This is a genomic window from Enterococcus hulanensis, assembly GCF_005405485.1.
GTDB lineage: Bacteria > Bacillota > Bacilli > Lactobacillales > Enterococcaceae > Enterococcus_A > Enterococcus_A hulanensis.
Genome location: NZ_BJED01000013.1, coordinates 37,099 through 52,280, shown reverse-complemented (window position 1 = coordinate 52,280; position 15,182 = coordinate 37,099). Strand labels below are relative to the sequence as shown.

The window sequence follows — 15,182 nt, the reverse complement described above, 5'->3', positions numbered from 1 at the left end:
ATTAAATCGTAAGGTGCCCTTAATAATAGTTATGAAAGAAGCGAACAGTTATGACCAAAGTTTTATTTTTAAATGTGACCACTCACGGCCATGTCAATCCTTCACTAGGTTTAGTCAAAGAACTATGCGACCGCGGGGTTGAAGTCGTTTATTTTTCCAGTGAAGAATTCCGCGAAAAGATCGAAGCGGCAGGAGCCGCTTATCGTCCGTATCATTATGATTTGAATATTTTTAAAGGCGGCTTTGAGGTGCTGCTGGATCACGGTTTAGACATTATGCAGGACATTCTGGATCAGATCCAAGATGATTCATTTGATGCCGTCATCCACTCCATCGCCATGCCCTTCAGCAAACAACTCGCTGAATACTTGATGGTTCCTGCCGTTTCCATGCTGGCTGTTTTTACCGGCTTGCAGGATTTTATGCAGCCGGATAAAACACATTTAGCCGGAAAATTCAAAGCAATGAATGACGCCTATCTGCTGGAAGCCAAAAAAATCGAGCAGGCATTGTCGATCCAAATGCCTACCCGCTTTTTCGATTTGATTTTTAATGTCGAGCCCTTGAACATCGTCTTCACCTCGGACTATTTCATGCCGGAAAAAGACCGAGCGTTCTTTGATGAAAAATATCTTTTAGTCGGTGCGGATATTTCTCAACGTTTAGAAGATACAGACGGCTTTCCCATCGAACGACTGAAGCAAGCAAAAAATGTCTTGTACATTTCCTTCGGGACGATCTTTGGCGATTTTGCCAAAGAGCTTTATCAAAAAATCTTTGACGCCTTCGCAGATTCCGATTATCTAGTCGTCATGGCAGCCCATCACGTAGGCTTAGAAAATCTAACCATTCCGGACAATTTCATCGTGCAGGATTACATTCCGCAAAATGAAGTATTGAAATACGCGGATGTCGCCATCACCCATAATGGCTTGAACAGCATGAATGATTTGATTTTAAACGAAGTACCCTTCGTCTCAGTGCCGCTGGGTTCCGATCAGCCCGCACTTGCCGACCGCTTAGTCGAATTGAACGCAGCCCTTCGCTTAGATTATCAACAATTGGATAGCGCCTACTTAAAAGCCGCGGTAGAAGAAGTACAAGTCGAGCCTGTTTATCTAACCAATCTAAAAAAGATCAAACAATCCTTCCTAGATGCCGGCGGCTACAAAAAAGCTGTCGATGCCATTCAAGATTATCTAAACTAAAACGAAACACCTATCCCCCTCGCAAGGAATAGGTGTTTCGTTTATTTTTTTCTATAGGAAACCAATTCCGTATTCTCAATATTGAAACTCAAAAACTCCGACATTGTCTTTCCATTAAAATAGTTATCTACCACCCGACTTACAGCATTGTGGCTGACTAATAGTGGTATGTCATTTTCTTGGTTCGTTAGTTCGGCTAACAATGGATAAATTCTACCTGCCACATCTAAAATCGACTCGCCTTGTTCAAAAGGCAGTGAAAACTCAATTCTTCTATTTTGAAATTCTTTTGTTTGTATCGGTAGACTGTCATATATCCCAAAATCCATTTCGATCAATCGTTCGTCCACTATAACTGGCAGACCAAGTTGATTTGCGACAACTTGTGCGGTTTCTTTAGCTCGGATTAAAGGAGAACAAATTACTTGAGTAATAGGATCAGTTAGCAATTTAGCTTGTTCCGCTAACAATACCGCTTGGTTATATCCTTCTTCTGTCAAAGGAATATCCGCACGACCGCAAATTCTTTTTTCAATATTCCACTGCGTTTGACCGTGACGTGCTAGGTAAATCATTTTTTACCTTCTCTCATCATCTATTTCTTCCCCTATAACTAAAAGATCTTGCAGATTCATTTTCTCAAAATAAGAAATCAATTCTTCTTTTGGCGTATCAAAAACCAATGATAGTCGGCTATTTTTACTTTTATAAAAAGAGACGAACTGCGCATGGTTCGATAGTGCTTCAATCTGAATTTTTTTGAACGCATGAAAATCGCCTGTTAGAACACCTAGCTTGATCAAATGGTCCTCACTGACGCCTTCTTTCATAAAGCCAAACATAAAGATTAGAACGGCAAAGGCAATCAATTTAATTTGATCAGCTAGATTATTTGACCAAAAAACAGTGGTTAATGTAATTGATAAAATCACAGAAATACTCTTCTTAATCCAGCTGCTTTTAGCGACTAGTTTTATCTTTTTTTGTTCTCTAACTTGTAAAATGATCAATAGCAATAAGAACATTGCTATTATTACAGCCTCTGCCATCACGCTCACCTTTCCTTTACCATTCAGCTATTGTTCCGTCATAATTCTTCCATTGAGGATTCGTCCAAACCAATCCTTCTTGTGCAATTTCATTAATCTTTTCTTCATCCATTTCAAGTCCTAAACCTGGTTTATCAGGCAAGTCAACATAGCCATCTTTGTATTGAAAGACTTCCTTATTTTTTACAAAATCTAATAAGTCAAAGCCTTTGTTGTAATGAATGCCTAAGCTTTGTTCCTGAATGAAAACATTGGGTGTGCAAGAATCAACCTGCAACGTTGCCGCCAGTGCAATTGGGCCATAAGGTGCATGAGGAGCTACCGCTATATCATAGGCTTCTGCCATAGCAGCAATTTTCTTCGTTTCTAAAATCCCCCCGCACAATGCAACATCCGGCTGAATCACATCGATCGCACCTTGATTGAAAATGTTCTTGAATTGCCAGCGTGTATACAAACGTTCACCAGTAGCCAGAGGAACTGCGACTGAATTGGCAATTTCTTTGAAATGCTCCTCATTTTCAGGTAAGACCACTTCTTCTAGGAACATTGGATGATACGGTTCAAGCGCTTTGGCTAACACTTTAGCCATGGGCTTGTGTACTCGTCCATGGAAATCGACCCCAATCGACATTTTGCTGCCAAAATGATTATGAATTGATGCCACTCGCTCGACTACTTCTTCTACCTTTTCATAAGAATCAATATAATGTAATTCAGAGGTCGCGTTCATTTTGATAGACGTGAATCCACGATCAAAACGATCCTGTGCTTGCTCCAATACTTCACTCGGACGATCACCGCCAATCCAAGAATAAACTTTAATTTTATCCCGCGCGGCACCACCTAGTAATTCATAAACAGGTACACCAAATGCTTTTCCTTTGATATCCCATAGAGCCATTTCAATACCAGAAACAATCGTTCCATTAATAGGACCACCACGGAAAAAAGAGCGGTGCATTTCTTGAAATAAGCGTTCAATTTCAAACGGATTCCTTCCAATTAGACGATTCCCGATTTCATAAGCACCAGCGACTACGGTTTCCGTCTTGGTACCAGAGATCATTTCGCCCCAGCCATCGATACCTTCATCGGTACTGATTTTGATAAATATCCAGCGCGGTTTTATTTTATATACCTTAATTTTTGAGATTTTCACGATCGTACTCCCTTTTAATTTAATTTGATGGAGCTTCCTTCATGTTTTCTACATTGATTTTCTTAACACCTTCGAAGTAATACCAAGCACCCGCAAAAACGAGCAGCAAGATCGGAATACCAATGAGTGGTTTAAAGGTGAAGGCTAAGAAAACTAAGTAACTTTGAATCATTGCTGTCGCCGCAAAGGATGAGATCAACATCGCGTTAGCTCCTAATTCGATCCCAACCGATTTAGCGATTGCAGTCAGAACCGGTGCCGTAGCAGTACCACACCATAATAGTGAAGCCGTCACTACTAACCCAATCACAATATTCTTAAGCAAATTCCCTCTAGTCAATGCAACCACCATCGCTACTCGAAAAGGAACAACGGCTAAATCGGCGAATGGCAACACACGATTTCCTGGTAAAACTAGAGCCATAGCGATTGTTAGTGGGATAATGATCAGTGCAGTTGTAATAACGTCTGGATTTCCCACGACAACTGCTGCATCTAGTCCGATGAATAGACGGCGCCCTTTGAATTTAGCTTGCGACCATTTTTGAGCCGCATCAGATATCGGCATCAATCCCTCCATAAACAAAGAGGTCATCTTAGGAATCAAGACAAGTACCGCAGACATACTTACTCCTAGTTGGAATACTTGCGTTACATCAAAACCTGCTAGCACACCAATTACTAAACCAATAACCAACCCCATAATCATCGAATCCCCAAAGAAGCCCAAATATTTTTGCGCGTCTTTAATTGTAAAGCTCGACTTACGAAATAATGGAATACGATCCAATAACCAGTTTAACGGCCATGCAATAACTAAAGATGACAAGGCTGAAACTGTTGGCAAAGAAACTCCAGGAATTCCAAAGAATCCCTCTACCATCGGTTGCGACCAGTCGGAAATCTTGAAGGTAATAATCGCCATAATTACAGAAGCACCGACGCCTAACAGAACATTCTTAGTTACGAAATAGACCATTACTCCTACGATTGCCATATGATGATAATTCCAAATATCCACATCCAGCGTATTTGTCCGTTTGAGAATTAATAAGATAATATTGACAATTAAAATTGCAAAGACCAGCAACGGAATGATTGGCGAAGCCCACGTAACCGCGGCAATTGATCCCCATCCAACATCTAATGCGTCTAATTGAACACCCGTCCGTTCAACCATTGCTTTTGCGGCTGGTCCCACATTGGTCGTCATAAAATCAAGAATCAGCTTAATCCCAGCAAAACCAATCCCCAACGTCAAACCTGATTTGAACGCTCTAGTGATTTTCAATCCAAAAATCAAACCGATGACGGTGATGATTACTGGCAGCATCACCGTCGGACCAGCAGCCATCAGAAAGTTAAAGACACTCATAATTGCTTTCATTTTTGTCCCTCCTCAATAGGTAGCTTATTTAACATAGTTCATGATCTCTTCCATCGTTTGTTCCATGCCCATACCAAGCAGAATCGGCATTCCTTTTACTACTGGAACATCTCCCGTTTGCCCTTCGAACTCACCAGTGGTGATTAATAGGTCGTAGTCTTGTACTTTGCTCGGAACTTCCATCAATTTTGTTTGAGTAGTATCAACCTGAACTCCTTGACTAGTTAAATATTCTTTCACTTTTGTTGCAACTACTGTTGAAGTTGCAATCCCATTTCCACATGCAATCAAAATTCTTTTCATCCTATATTCCTCCTAATTTTAAGCTACCGCTTGCTCTAAAAGACTTAGCAATTCTTTATTCGATTTTGTATTAATCATGGCTTTTCTCAAAGGCTCGTCCTGAATGATCGAAACGATTTTTTGCAGCATTTCTACCTGACCATGGGGTTCACCAATCGCCATCATGATCACAATTTGAATCGGCAGCGCAGCCTGTTTCTTTTCCATATTGTGAAACTCAACAGGCTGTTTCAATGTGGCAATCGCCAACGTGGTTTTGTTGACCATTTCAAAATTGGCATGCGGGATCGCTATACCGGGCTCTGAAGATGGCAAACCAGTGGGATACTCCGCTTCTCTATCTTGAATCGCTTGGATGTATTCATGTTTTACATAGCCTTTTTCAAATAGCTTCTCAGCTAAAAATGCCAAAACATCCTCTTTCGTTTTCGCAAAAACTTCTCTAAACACTAATTCTTCATGCAAAAATAATTCCATCAAACACCTACTCCTTCCACACTGGAAAGTAATTTCTGCATAGACTCTGCTAATCCATCACTATCTAAATTTTCTAAATCGCTTTTGTTAAACATCCCTGAGCCAAGTCCTAAGTAACTTGCACCATTTGTCAGAAAATCTTTTGCGTTGTCTATCGAAATCCCTCCAACTCCCATTAAAGGCAATTTTCCTAATGGTGCCTGCACATCCTTAAAAAAGCGCGGGGACAGCACAGAAGCTGGAAACACTTTAACAATATCTGCGCCACTATGAAACATTTCATTAATTTCCGAAGGAGTCATTGCTGCTGGTACGGCAAGCACCTCTTGCTGCTTAGCCAAATCCAGCATCTCCTGTGTAAAAACATGCGGTCCTAACAAAAACTCAGCCCCGGCATCGATTGCCTCTTTGACGTCGTTCGTTGATCGAACCGTTCCAGCACCAATATGAATGACGTCTCCATATTTTTCTGTTAATCGTTTGATTTGATTCAATGCATCAGTCGTATTCAATGTCATCTCCACAGCAAACTCTTTTTCTAAACCTTTCATCGCTTTTAGAATGGCATCAGCTTGTTGAAAAGTGTATCCCCGCATGATAATCGTGAAGCGTGGATAATCCTCTATTTTCATGTCAAACCTCTCTTCTCATGTAAATTGTCGAATGAATTGATAAATTGTTTTAGTTTCTTTTTTAGAAAATAATTCGCTTAAAAATTCCTGATTGGTACTAATATCCGCGATTTGATTAATCGCTTTCAAATGTTTGGTTAAATCAAGAAACGACAAAGGAAAAATAATCTGGATTCCTTTTCGGTTAGGAAATTCTATGGGCTTTTTACTAATTAACAAGCTGATACCCTCTCTTTGAACTCCGTGTTCAGCAGTTGTATGGGGAATACATGTCTTCTCCCCAAAATAACCAGCATAGTTTGGCTGTCTCATTTGCTGAAGACAATCTAACAGAAATTCATCATTGATAATTTGATTGTCCATCAGGGGTTTGCAGGCCAAAGCCACCGCGTCTTCCCAAGTAATATCTTCATCAATCACCGTGATGTAATTCGGTTTCAAGTAATACGTTAACGAAGGTAAGACTTTGGTATTTTCTAATGGCGAATCCTGTTTTTCCTGTAACAGAAAATATTGTAGTTCCTCCTTCAGTTCCTTAGAGCTGGGAGCATCAGAATACTTTTGAATAATTCCCATTAATCGATCAACAGATTGATCGATTTCATTAATTCCAAGCTCGTTTAAGACCCTATAGCGTAAGCTGATTTGCTCCTTATAGGTCATGATTGGATCAATAATAAATTGAGGCAGGTCCGTTTCCAATGGAATAGTTGTAAAAACAAGATCGTAATCCACTTCAAATTGATAAAAATCACGTACAGAAAACGATGATAAAAATTGCAGTTCAGTAAAAAGCTTTTCTAGACTTTCTCGAATAACCTTTGAAACCATCACACCGTTTGTACAAACGACAACTGCTCTTGGCTTTTGTTTTTTTATAAGATGTTGATTGCTTAACTGAAAACCAAAGTAGTAAGAAAGAAGGTCTAGTTCATCGTTAGGAAAGGCTCGTCTCAACCAATTTTCTGTTGGAACAATCAGCTCCTTCATCAGATCGCTCAAGATCGCATGATTGCTGTCTTGAATTAAGCTATCTAAAGAGTACATCCCTAAACTCAAGTTATACTTGATCCGGAAACAAGCCGGACGCAGATGATTTAAAATACGACGTTCAAAATTCTCTCTATCCTCGATTGTGATAAATGTTTGTTGTTCAAAGTTGGCCACCATTTCACGGATCAAATCCTTCAAATGACGATCAGAATCGAACTCTTGCGTTGTTTTCTTTTCAAAAATATTTGATATCAAGAACAGTAATGTCATCCACTCAAGATAGCTGCTAGATAAATTCCATTCCGTCTCTTTAATCAAAACATTCAAAAAACGGTATTCTGGTGTATCTTTTACTTCACCTTCAAAGAAATTCTCTGTCCCCAGTTTACTTTCAGCAACGCCTCGAGCAAAAAGTAGTGGCAGTGTGGTTTTTAAGTACTCTAAGGATTCATCTGAATAGCTTAGATGCAGCATCTGCTCCATGTTATGAATCAAATGAATAACTTCCTCTTTTGATACCTCACTGCTTAACTGTTCGGTCAGTTCAGCTCGTTTAAAAATTGGATAGCGTTTTACCAAATCGGCTAGAAGCTGCAGAACTTTATGTCCTGAACCTTCGATTTGATAGCCTTTCGCGCGATCGTATTTCAGCGATAAATAATACTTTTGAATCAGCCGATCTGCTCTTTTTACGTCCTCAGCCACTGTAGTTTTTCCAACTCCGAGAAACTCACTTAGATGATCAACGCTTACGTACTCAGTATTCGTAATTAGAAACATTGAAAGCAATGCAGCTCTTTCATCATCTGATGGAATCATGTTTAGTTGTTCAGATTGCGTTTGTTGTGTTGCAAGCATCTGTAATACTTCCAAAGGAACATTAAAATCACCAGCATGGTTACGTTCAATACTTGGAATTTTCTGAGTGATCAATTCAGAATTAAATTGGTTAATGGCATAATTGATTTGCCTTCGGGTTAGCCCAAGCTCTTCTGTCAGTTCAGCCATTTTTATTTCAGGCTTCTTTGTTAATATGGTCAGAATATTTCGGATCCGTTGATTCATTTTCTTTCCCTCCTGACATCTTCATTATAGCGAGAATCATAAGCGCGCTGTTCCTGTTTTCAAACCTAATTTTGTCACAGTCTCAAAGCGCGTTTGTCACAGTATGTATACGTCTGTTCAAAAAAGACACTTTGTAAAAAAAATGCAGGTTACCCCTTCCACTTCCTCCACACCTTAATTGGATAAAAAAAACAGCGAAAAAATCGCTGTTCAACTTCTCTGGCTTATTTGCGAGCTCAAAAAATCATCCACATTTTCCACTTTAAACTTGAATGAGTCTCTTTAATTTGATCGAAAAGAGCCAAATTTAGTTTTCCACCTGTGCAAAACTTGCTTCAATGGCTAATTGATAGATGGGCACCAATTGTTCGTAGGTTTCCACCATAAACGCTTGTGCCGCTTCGGGATCTTTCCAGATTGGGTCTTCTTTTTTGATGATTCGGCCAATTTGGAACTCGCCTTTTTTCACATCGCGGAACCTTTTCAACAGTCGTTCGGTGTTTTCTGGTGATAACTCTTCCAATTTTGGCTGGGTATGATCGCCAGACAAGACGAAATCTGGGGATAACCCGGCAATCGCTTGTTGATTGTCCAAGAGTGCTTGTGCGATCGCCTGCTCATTTTTCGGCTGATCGATGCAGGACAACCACATAAAGACGTAGTCCGGCCAAATCCCTAATTGGAAATGCGGCTCCATCTTGTAACCGCGCTTTTGCCGGCTCAAGGCTGACCAAGTATTTTCCGGTGGATAAGTCGTGCGGCGGCGATGCTGGGCAATGTGGATAAATAATTCTTCCCCCAGCAGCGGTTCCAGCACCTGTTGAAATACTTCATCTAATTGTTGAAAAGTCGGTTGGATCTCTTTGCGAATAGCCGCCATCCGACCATCTAATCCTTCAACGTCAAAAACTGCAAAACTTTTTTCAGTGAACATGTTCTTCCTCCTATTTCCTACTATTATAATTCTACCTATCTTCGCTGCCCCTCACAAGTTAAGTACAACTTTCACAACAGAAAAAGCGGAGAATCTTTCCTTTTCTAGCGATTTTGACAAACAACTAGAACCAAATTTGCTAAAACCTTCCTGTTCTTTTTCGATTTTGAAGAAATTATTTCCTTCTCTTTGTTAAATAAAGTATATTATAAGTAGTCATTGTGAACTACTCACCACTTAGCTAACCCTAACGGTTCTTAACGCTTGAAGTGGGAGCTTCTTGGGAATAGAGCTTACTTGCGAACGTATTTCTTTGTTCACAGCGGTTTCTCTTATTTACCAAGCTATCCCCGTAGTTCCTACGGTTCTTGATTGTATCTATGCTAATTGTTTTAGTCGTAGTCCTTCGGTCAGAATATTGATGCTTGCGTTGATGTCTCGGTCATGATGAGCATGACAAACAGAACAAGTCCAATCTCGGATTTCGAGCATCTTTTTGCCATCGTTATGCCCACATTCTGAACAAATTTGGCTGGAAGGAAACCATTTATCTACTTTGATAATTTCACGTCCGTACCAATCAGATTTGTATTGTAATTTAGTCACAAAACTAGACCACGATACATCCGAAATACTTTTAGCTAGTTTATGATTACGTAACATACCTTTTGAATTTAAGTCTTCAATACAGATAATATCGTGATTTTTGATAATTTCTGTACTTAATTTATTCAGAAAGTCGTTGCGTTGATTCATTACTTTTTCATGCAGGCGAGCAACTTTTTGTTTTTGTTTCTGATAGTTTTTTGCTTCAAAGAGATTGATGCCTTTCTTTTTAGCTAGTAATGCCCGTCTCGACAATTTACGTTGTTCACGTTTTAGTTTTTTTGCCATTTTTGACGTAAATTTATTATTATCGATCTTTTGACCGTCAGAAAAAATAGCAAAATCAGTTATACCGAGATCAATTCCAATAGCAGAATTAGTTTTAGGAAGCTCAACTCTTTCTTCTTTACACAATAAGGAAATATGATATTTACCACTTGAATGACGTGATATTGTGGCAGATTTGATAGTTCCTTTAGGTTGTCTATGAAGCCTAATTCTAACAAGTGATTTCAACTTCGGTATTTTAATGAATTTATTGTCTAATAAGCTCACTGTTCCATTTTGATTATTAGTAGTATAGCTTTGAACCGGATTTTTTTTACTTTTGAACCGAGGAAACCCAACTGATTTATCACGAAAGAAATTTTTGTAAGCTTTATCCAAATTAAGTTGAGCATTGGCTAAAGCTAGGCTATCAACCTCCTTCAAAAACGGGAACTCTGTCTTGTATTTGGCAGGTGTAGGAAAAGTCATTTTTTTAGAAAAATCTTTTTTCGTTTCTTCATAGGCTTTCATTCGATCATCAAGCATCAGATTATAGACCTTACGGACACAACCAAAAGATTTAGCAAAGAATATTTCTTGCTCTTCCGTTGGATAGATTCTAAATTTGTGTGCTTTTAGTCGTTCCATAAGATTCATCTACTCTCTATTTGTGGTTATTCCCTTGATTCTGAATATACTTTTTGATGACATCAATTGGTGCGCCGCCAGTTGTCAACAGGCAGAAACTTTTAGACCAAAACTTTTCTTTCCAAAGATATTGTTTTACTCTAGGATAATCACGCTTTATCAACCGTGAACTAGCACTTTTATACGCATTGATGAATTTTGTCAACTCTGTTTTCGGTTGAGCTTTGAACAGGATATGAACATGGTCTTTATCATGATTCCACTCAACTAAAGTTATGTGATAAGATTCCGCAATTCGTTCAAAAGTTGTTTTAGCAAATTCAGATATTTCATCATCAATTACTTGTCTGCGATATTTAGTTACCAGTACAAGATGATAATAGAGAAGAAATACTGAATGGTTATTAGTATCTAATTCCATTGTTATATCAGCTCATTTCTTATATAGACTGACTATAACATAGGATAAAATAAATAGACAAGAAGCCTTTCATGTCGGTTTTCGAATCACCGACGGCCCTCATACCGAAGGGCATTCATCACCCACCTATAGAGGATGGGCGACTTCTGCCTAAATTAAGTTAAAAAGTGGAGATTCAGAAAGTTATTTCTGAGGAGGTTAAAACGAATGATTTCAGACGCGATTGGGTTCGAGAAAAAATTTCGTTTAAAAGAAGATAAAAAATTTGAACAATATAAAATCATGCTTCCGAAATTACGGGAAAATGATGTCATGATAAAAATTTCCGCCATTTCCATCAGCACCTTGGATACACAGATTCGCCAAACGATCAAAGGCAACAAGAAGCCCTACATCTTAGGCTTCGGCGGCGTCGGGATCATTACCCGTCTAGGCAGCAGCAACCCGCGCCTAAACGTGGGGGATCGCGTACTTTACGTGAATAAGGTCGGAAAATACGGCAGCTACAGTAATTTTCAGATCGCGGATGTCCGATCGATCATAAAATTGCCGGATTCATTTCCAACTGATGAAGCCGCGGCTTTTTCCTACAGCTTTTTCTTAGCCTTTGAGGTCTTGTTCAAGCAGCTGCAGCTAACCCCGAAGCCGGGGAAAAACCAAGGGAATCTGCTGATCTTGAATACTTCGGATGGCTTGGGTGCGACCATCATCCAGCTAGCGAAATGGGCGGGACTCAAGGTCGCCGCTACGATCAACAAAAACAACTCGGAGATTTGGATCAAAAATATGGGCGCGGATGTGGTTCTTTCGCAATCTACCCATTTATCCCGCGAATTGAGCGATGCCGACATGACACCGATCGATTACGTGATCAACTTGGATACCGAAAAGGAAAAAAGCTTCGATCATCTAGCTGCGTTCAAGGACACGGCTAAGATACTGTTGCTGCATTTCATTAAAAAGAAAAGCAAAAACTTCGATCCAGATTACCTGAACTTTTACTGTGAAGAATTCTTGGAAGCATCCTTTGCTACTGAGGAAGGCATCGAATATTCTCACAATGTCATGGAGCTCTTGGTCTACTTATGGGAGAAGAAACAATTGAAATCGATTTTAACCGCCCAGCTAAACGGTTTTTCTGATAAAAATTTCTATGGGGCTCATAAATTGATTGAAAACAATCCTAACTTCCGTCATCTGGTTCTAATAAACTGACAAAAACTCGTTCATTTGAATGAGTTTTTTTCTATTTAAAGCAAATTTTTCGTTGAAATCTCGCTATCCCCCGCTTTAATAACCTGTGTTGTCATTTCTCATAGAAATTTACTGTTTTTTTGAGGTTAACATTTGCTAATTACAAAGATAGGGATTAAGATATAGAATGAAATTTTCATTTACATTTTCATTCTTATTTCAAATATTTTAGGAGGTTTTTATGGATTATTCACTGACTACTCGGTTAGCTGCTGAGTTCTTGGGGACTGCTTTATTAGTAATGTTAGGAAATGGCGCAGTTGCCAACGTTGATTTGAGAGGTACAAAAGGTTACGGTAGTGACTGGATGTTGATTGCAGTAGGTTACGGCTGCGGGGTTATGATTCCTGCAATGATTTTTGGCGGTATTAGCGGTAACCACATCAACCCAGCGTTTACGATTGGTTTGGCTGTGAGCGGCTTTTTCCCTTCGGCTGAAGTTCTTCCTTACATCGCCGTTCAATTCCTTGGCGCGATGGTCGGACAATTAGTCGTAGTCGCAAGCTACAAACCTTATTATGACCAAACAGAAGACAAGCTGCACGTATTAGGAACATTCTCAACAATCAATAGTGTTGGTTCTAAATTTAACGGATTCGTGAATGAGTTCTTTGGTTCATTCATTTTGTTCTTCGGTGCCCTTGGGATCACGAAAGCACCCTTCTTCCAAGACAATTTAGGAACAGCTCACTTAGCATTAGGTTTTCTCGTATGGACATTGGTCGCATCCTTTGGCGGACCAACTGGACCTGGTTTGAACCCAGCACGTGACTTAGGTCCTCGGATCATGCATGCACTATTACCATTGAAACACAAAGGCGATTCACAATGGAGCTATTCATGGGTGCCCGTTTTAGCACCGATCGTGGCTTCCATCGCAGCCATCGCATTATATAAAGCACTATTCATTTAACCATAGAAAGGCTTCGCGAACTCGTTCAGCTTTTGAGCACCAAGTAGGTACTGTTCCACATCAGCTCCAAAAACCGATCGCTGTGTCTCACAGCAATAAGACTAAAATTTTGATAAGTTGTCAAGAATCACAGCGATCTTTAGGAGCTGATGTTGATTGATACCTACTTGGCGCTTCTCAGACTTAACAAAATTTTCGCTTATTGCCGATATGCTAGTTCTGCTTAATGCTAATTTAGCAGCAACTGTATGCGGAACTTGTGTAGAAAAGCTAGTTCGTGAAGCTAGACATCGAAAACTCTGGTATTAAAACTGTTTAAATTTACACTTTCTTTAAAAGTAAAAAACACTGTCGCAAAAAAGCGACAGTGTTTTTTATTCCATTCTTCTTTTCATTTCCGCTTACCTCTGCACAAACTGTTGAACAAATTCTACTGGGAACATCGTTTTCTCCGCCGTTTCTGTGACGGACATTCCTTGATTCAAGAAGCGTTTGACCACACTTTCCATACTTTCGGAAACTTCTACAATGTATTTATCATGGTCATAAAAACGCATGACCCGCTGGCCCCATGGATACTCCTTGCTGTGATGAAGAAATTCGATCCCATCCACTTTTACAAGCTTTGCTTCCCATTTATCCAGATCCTCCACTTCAAAATAAAGCTGAAAATTATCCGGCTGGTCTTTTGGTTTCAGCGAAACACCAAGCAAGCCTTCATAATCAGCCTGCAACGTAAAGCCGCTGGCAAAAGCCACATGGATATTATCCAAATCCATCTGCACCTCTTGTTCCATGACCTCCTCATAAAAATGCTTTGCCTTTGTCATATCTTTTACTGCAATCAATACACCGCCATAATTCATGTTTATCACCCCTAGAGCCGAGATAAGGCTCCCTTTCTCTTTTTTTCCAACTATACCCTTAGAATTTGGCGATTTCACTGTAAAAATCGGACATCTTTCGGCGATAGGCTTGCGGCGTATAGCCGGTTATCCGCTTGAAATCACGATTAAAATGAGAAAAATCATAATAGCCGGCAGCTTCGTAGGCTTGGGTAAGTTCTCCATCAGGCTGGTTTAACAAACGAATCGTTCGATTGACGCGAACCAAACGTGAAAAAGTTTTACTGCTCATGCCTAGATACTCATTGAATAAGCGCGTCAAATGCCGCTCACTATAAAAGACCGCGTCTGACAATTCCTTCAATGAACTATTGCCGGATTGGCGAATGATTTGTTTAGCCGAAGCGGTTAATTCCGGTGGACACTCCTGTAAAATAGCCCGCAAAAACAATTGATCGACACCAAAAATCAGCGCTTGAACACTTTCGGCTGTTTCCAGCAATTCCAGGATTGCTCGATTTAATTTAGCCTGAATCAACTCAAAGGAAAAAAGCTGATCCGTCAGATCATCTTGTTTAAAACCTAAAAAAGGATACAGCCCTGCTGGTTGAAACTCCACGATAAATAATTGATCGAAGGTCGCCGCCTGATCCCCCACCCGCGCCGCTTTTGTCGCCGGACCAAATAATCGACTGCTGAAATTCTGATTTTCCAAAGCAAAGATCAACGTTCCGCAGCCATGGGGAATCACCGTATACTCCTCCGAGATCGTTTCTTTGGTTGGAAATGTCAGCGTGTAATTTGAAATATAGTCCTGTAATGCTGGATGAGGCTTCACGTATAAACACTCTTCATTGCCAAAAATAATACGCTGCCGATCTTGATAAGCAAAGATCGCCTTCTGTTCGATCATGAACCTCACCCCTTTTGATTTCTCTTTCTATCATCATAGCAAGCCTGTTTTTCGTTTGTCCATTGCTTTTAAATTATTTGATCGCTCAAAAAGTTATAACATGTT

Annotated in this window: 16 protein-coding genes; 3 read left to right on the top strand and 13 right to left on the bottom strand. The window is 39.8% G+C overall.

Annotated elements, in window-relative coordinates; genetic code table 11:
• Positions 1-50 precede the first annotated feature (50 nt).
• A complete protein-coding gene (locus tag FFR60_RS14545) occupies positions 51-1,208 on the top strand; it encodes a macrolide family glycosyltransferase (protein ID WP_137664718.1) in 1,158 nt (385 codons plus the stop codon).
• A 41-nt stretch (positions 1,209-1,249) separates the two neighbouring features.
• Here FFR60_RS14545 and FFR60_RS14540 read toward each other — a convergent pair whose 3' ends face one another.
• From FFR60_RS14540 to tnpA, 11 genes are all read right to left on the bottom strand, one after another.
• Complete coding sequence (locus FFR60_RS14540) at positions 1,250-1,783, bottom strand: histidine phosphatase family protein (RefSeq protein WP_137664717.1); 534 nt, start codon at positions 1,781-1,783, stop codon at positions 1,250-1,252.
• A gap of 3 nt (positions 1,784-1,786) precedes the next feature.
• The gene (locus FFR60_RS14535; RefSeq protein ID WP_137664716.1) at positions 1,787-2,257 is read right to left on the bottom strand and encodes a hypothetical protein; all 471 of its coding nucleotides are present in this window, start codon (positions 2,255-2,257) and stop codon (positions 1,787-1,789) included.
• A 16-nt stretch (positions 2,258-2,273) separates the two neighbouring features.
• The gene (gene dgoD, locus FFR60_RS14530; RefSeq protein ID WP_137664715.1) at positions 2,274-3,419 is read right to left on the bottom strand and encodes a galactonate dehydratase; all 1,146 of its coding nucleotides are present in this window, start codon (positions 3,417-3,419) and stop codon (positions 2,274-2,276) included.
• Positions 3,420-3,438: 19 nt separating this feature from the next.
• A complete protein-coding gene (locus tag FFR60_RS14525) occupies positions 3,439-4,806 on the bottom strand; it encodes a PTS galactitol transporter subunit IIC (protein ID WP_088933702.1) in 1,368 nt (455 codons plus the stop codon).
• A 24-nt stretch (positions 4,807-4,830) separates the two neighbouring features.
• Positions 4,831-5,109, bottom strand: coding sequence for a PTS sugar transporter subunit IIB (locus FFR60_RS14520; RefSeq protein ID WP_088933703.1), 279 nt, complete (start codon positions 5,107-5,109; stop codon positions 4,831-4,833).
• A gap of 18 nt (positions 5,110-5,127) precedes the next feature.
• Positions 5,128-5,586, bottom strand: a complete 459-nt coding sequence (locus FFR60_RS14515; RefSeq protein ID WP_088933704.1) for a PTS sugar transporter subunit IIA — start codon at positions 5,584-5,586, stop codon at positions 5,128-5,130.
• Positions 5,586-6,218 carry a bifunctional 4-hydroxy-2-oxoglutarate aldolase/2-dehydro-3-deoxy-phosphogluconate aldolase gene (locus FFR60_RS14510; RefSeq protein ID WP_137664714.1) on the bottom strand — a complete coding sequence of 211 codons (633 nt, stop codon included), beginning with the start codon at positions 6,216-6,218 and terminating at the stop codon, positions 5,586-5,588. The genes FFR60_RS14515 and FFR60_RS14510 overlap by 1 nt, the downstream gene beginning before the upstream one ends.
• A gap of 15 nt (positions 6,219-6,233) precedes the next feature.
• Positions 6,234-8,276 carry a BglG family transcription antiterminator gene (locus FFR60_RS14505; RefSeq protein WP_137664713.1) on the bottom strand — a complete coding sequence of 681 codons (2,043 nt, stop codon included), beginning with the start codon at positions 8,274-8,276 and terminating at the stop codon, positions 6,234-6,236.
• A gap of 307 nt (positions 8,277-8,583) precedes the next feature.
• Entirely contained in the window at positions 8,584-9,210 is a 627-nt protein-coding gene (locus FFR60_RS14500) for a DUF1054 domain-containing protein (RefSeq protein WP_137664712.1), read from the bottom strand.
• 378 nt (positions 9,211-9,588) lie between these two features.
• Positions 9,589-10,731, bottom strand: a complete 1,143-nt coding sequence (gene tnpB, locus FFR60_RS14495) for an IS200/IS605 family element RNA-guided endonuclease TnpB (protein ID WP_137664711.1) — start codon at positions 10,729-10,731, stop codon at positions 9,589-9,591.
• 16 nt (positions 10,732-10,747) lie between these two features.
• Complete coding sequence (gene tnpA / locus FFR60_RS14490; protein ID WP_137664710.1) at positions 10,748-11,152, bottom strand: IS200/IS605 family transposase; 405 nt, start codon at positions 11,150-11,152, stop codon at positions 10,748-10,750.
• A 207-nt stretch (positions 11,153-11,359) separates the two neighbouring features.
• Between tnpA and FFR60_RS14485 the strand changes: the two genes are divergently transcribed.
• Entirely contained in the window at positions 11,360-12,367 is a 1,008-nt protein-coding gene (locus tag FFR60_RS14485) for an alcohol dehydrogenase catalytic domain-containing protein (RefSeq protein ID WP_137664709.1), read from the top strand.
• A gap of 220 nt (positions 12,368-12,587) precedes the next feature.
• Positions 12,588-13,319 (top strand): MIP/aquaporin family protein, encoded by a 732-nt coding sequence (locus FFR60_RS14480; RefSeq protein ID WP_137664708.1) that lies wholly within the window; start codon positions 12,588-12,590, stop codon positions 13,317-13,319.
• A gap of 401 nt (positions 13,320-13,720) precedes the next feature.
• Here FFR60_RS14480 and FFR60_RS14475 read toward each other — a convergent pair whose 3' ends face one another.
• Both FFR60_RS14475 and FFR60_RS14470 read right to left on the bottom strand, forming a co-directional pair.
• Positions 13,721-14,185 carry a VOC family protein gene (locus FFR60_RS14475; protein WP_137664707.1) on the bottom strand — a complete coding sequence of 155 codons (465 nt, stop codon included), beginning with the start codon at positions 14,183-14,185 and terminating at the stop codon, positions 13,721-13,723.
• Between the two features lie 58 nt (positions 14,186-14,243).
• Positions 14,244-15,077 (bottom strand): helix-turn-helix domain-containing protein, encoded by an 834-nt coding sequence (locus FFR60_RS14470; protein WP_137664706.1) that lies wholly within the window; start codon positions 15,075-15,077, stop codon positions 14,244-14,246.
• Between the last annotated feature and the right edge of the window lie 105 nt (positions 15,078-15,182).

What these genes read in the sequence shown, in the direction of transcription:
- FFR60_RS14545 (WP_137664718.1), top strand. Translation starts at nt 51, where the DNA reads ATGACCAAAGTTTTATTTTTAAATGTGACCACTCACGGCCATGTCAAT.
- FFR60_RS14540 (WP_137664717.1), bottom strand. Translation starts at nt 1,783, where the DNA reads ATGATTTACCTAGCACGTCACGGTCAAACGCAGTGGAATATTGAAAAA.
- FFR60_RS14535 (WP_137664716.1), bottom strand. Translation starts at nt 2,257, where the DNA reads ATGGCAGAGGCTGTAATAATAGCAATGTTCTTATTGCTATTGATCATT.
- FFR60_RS14525 (WP_088933702.1), bottom strand. Translation starts at nt 4,806, where the DNA reads ATGAAAGCAATTATGAGTGTCTTTAACTTTCTGATGGCTGCTGGTCCG.
- FFR60_RS14520 (WP_088933703.1), bottom strand. Translation starts at nt 5,109, where the DNA reads ATGAAAAGAATTTTGATTGCATGTGGAAATGGGATTGCAACTTCAACA.
- FFR60_RS14515 (WP_088933704.1), bottom strand. Translation starts at nt 5,586, where the DNA reads ATGGAATTATTTTTGCATGAAGAATTAGTGTTTAGAGAAGTTTTTGCG.
- FFR60_RS14510 (WP_137664714.1), bottom strand. Translation starts at nt 6,218, where the DNA reads ATGAAAATAGAGGATTATCCACGCTTCACGATTATCATGCGGGGATAC.
- FFR60_RS14505 (WP_137664713.1), bottom strand. Translation starts at nt 8,276, where the DNA reads ATGAATCAACGGATCCGAAATATTCTGACCATATTAACAAAGAAGCCT.
- FFR60_RS14500 (WP_137664712.1), bottom strand. Translation starts at nt 9,210, where the DNA reads ATGTTCACTGAAAAAAGTTTTGCAGTTTTTGACGTTGAAGGATTAGAT.
- tnpB (WP_137664711.1), bottom strand. Translation starts at nt 10,731, where the DNA reads ATGGAACGACTAAAAGCACACAAATTTAGAATCTATCCAACGGAAGAG.
- tnpA (WP_137664710.1), bottom strand. Translation starts at nt 11,152, where the DNA reads ATGGAATTAGATACTAATAACCATTCAGTATTTCTTCTCTATTATCAT.
- FFR60_RS14485 (WP_137664709.1), top strand. Translation starts at nt 11,360, where the DNA reads ATGATTTCAGACGCGATTGGGTTCGAGAAAAAATTTCGTTTAAAAGAA.
- FFR60_RS14480 (WP_137664708.1), top strand. Translation starts at nt 12,588, where the DNA reads ATGGATTATTCACTGACTACTCGGTTAGCTGCTGAGTTCTTGGGGACT.
- FFR60_RS14475 (WP_137664707.1), bottom strand. Translation starts at nt 14,185, where the DNA reads ATGAATTATGGCGGTGTATTGATTGCAGTAAAAGATATGACAAAGGCA.
- FFR60_RS14470 (WP_137664706.1), bottom strand. Translation starts at nt 15,077, where the DNA reads ATGATCGAACAGAAGGCGATCTTTGCTTATCAAGATCGGCAGCGTATT.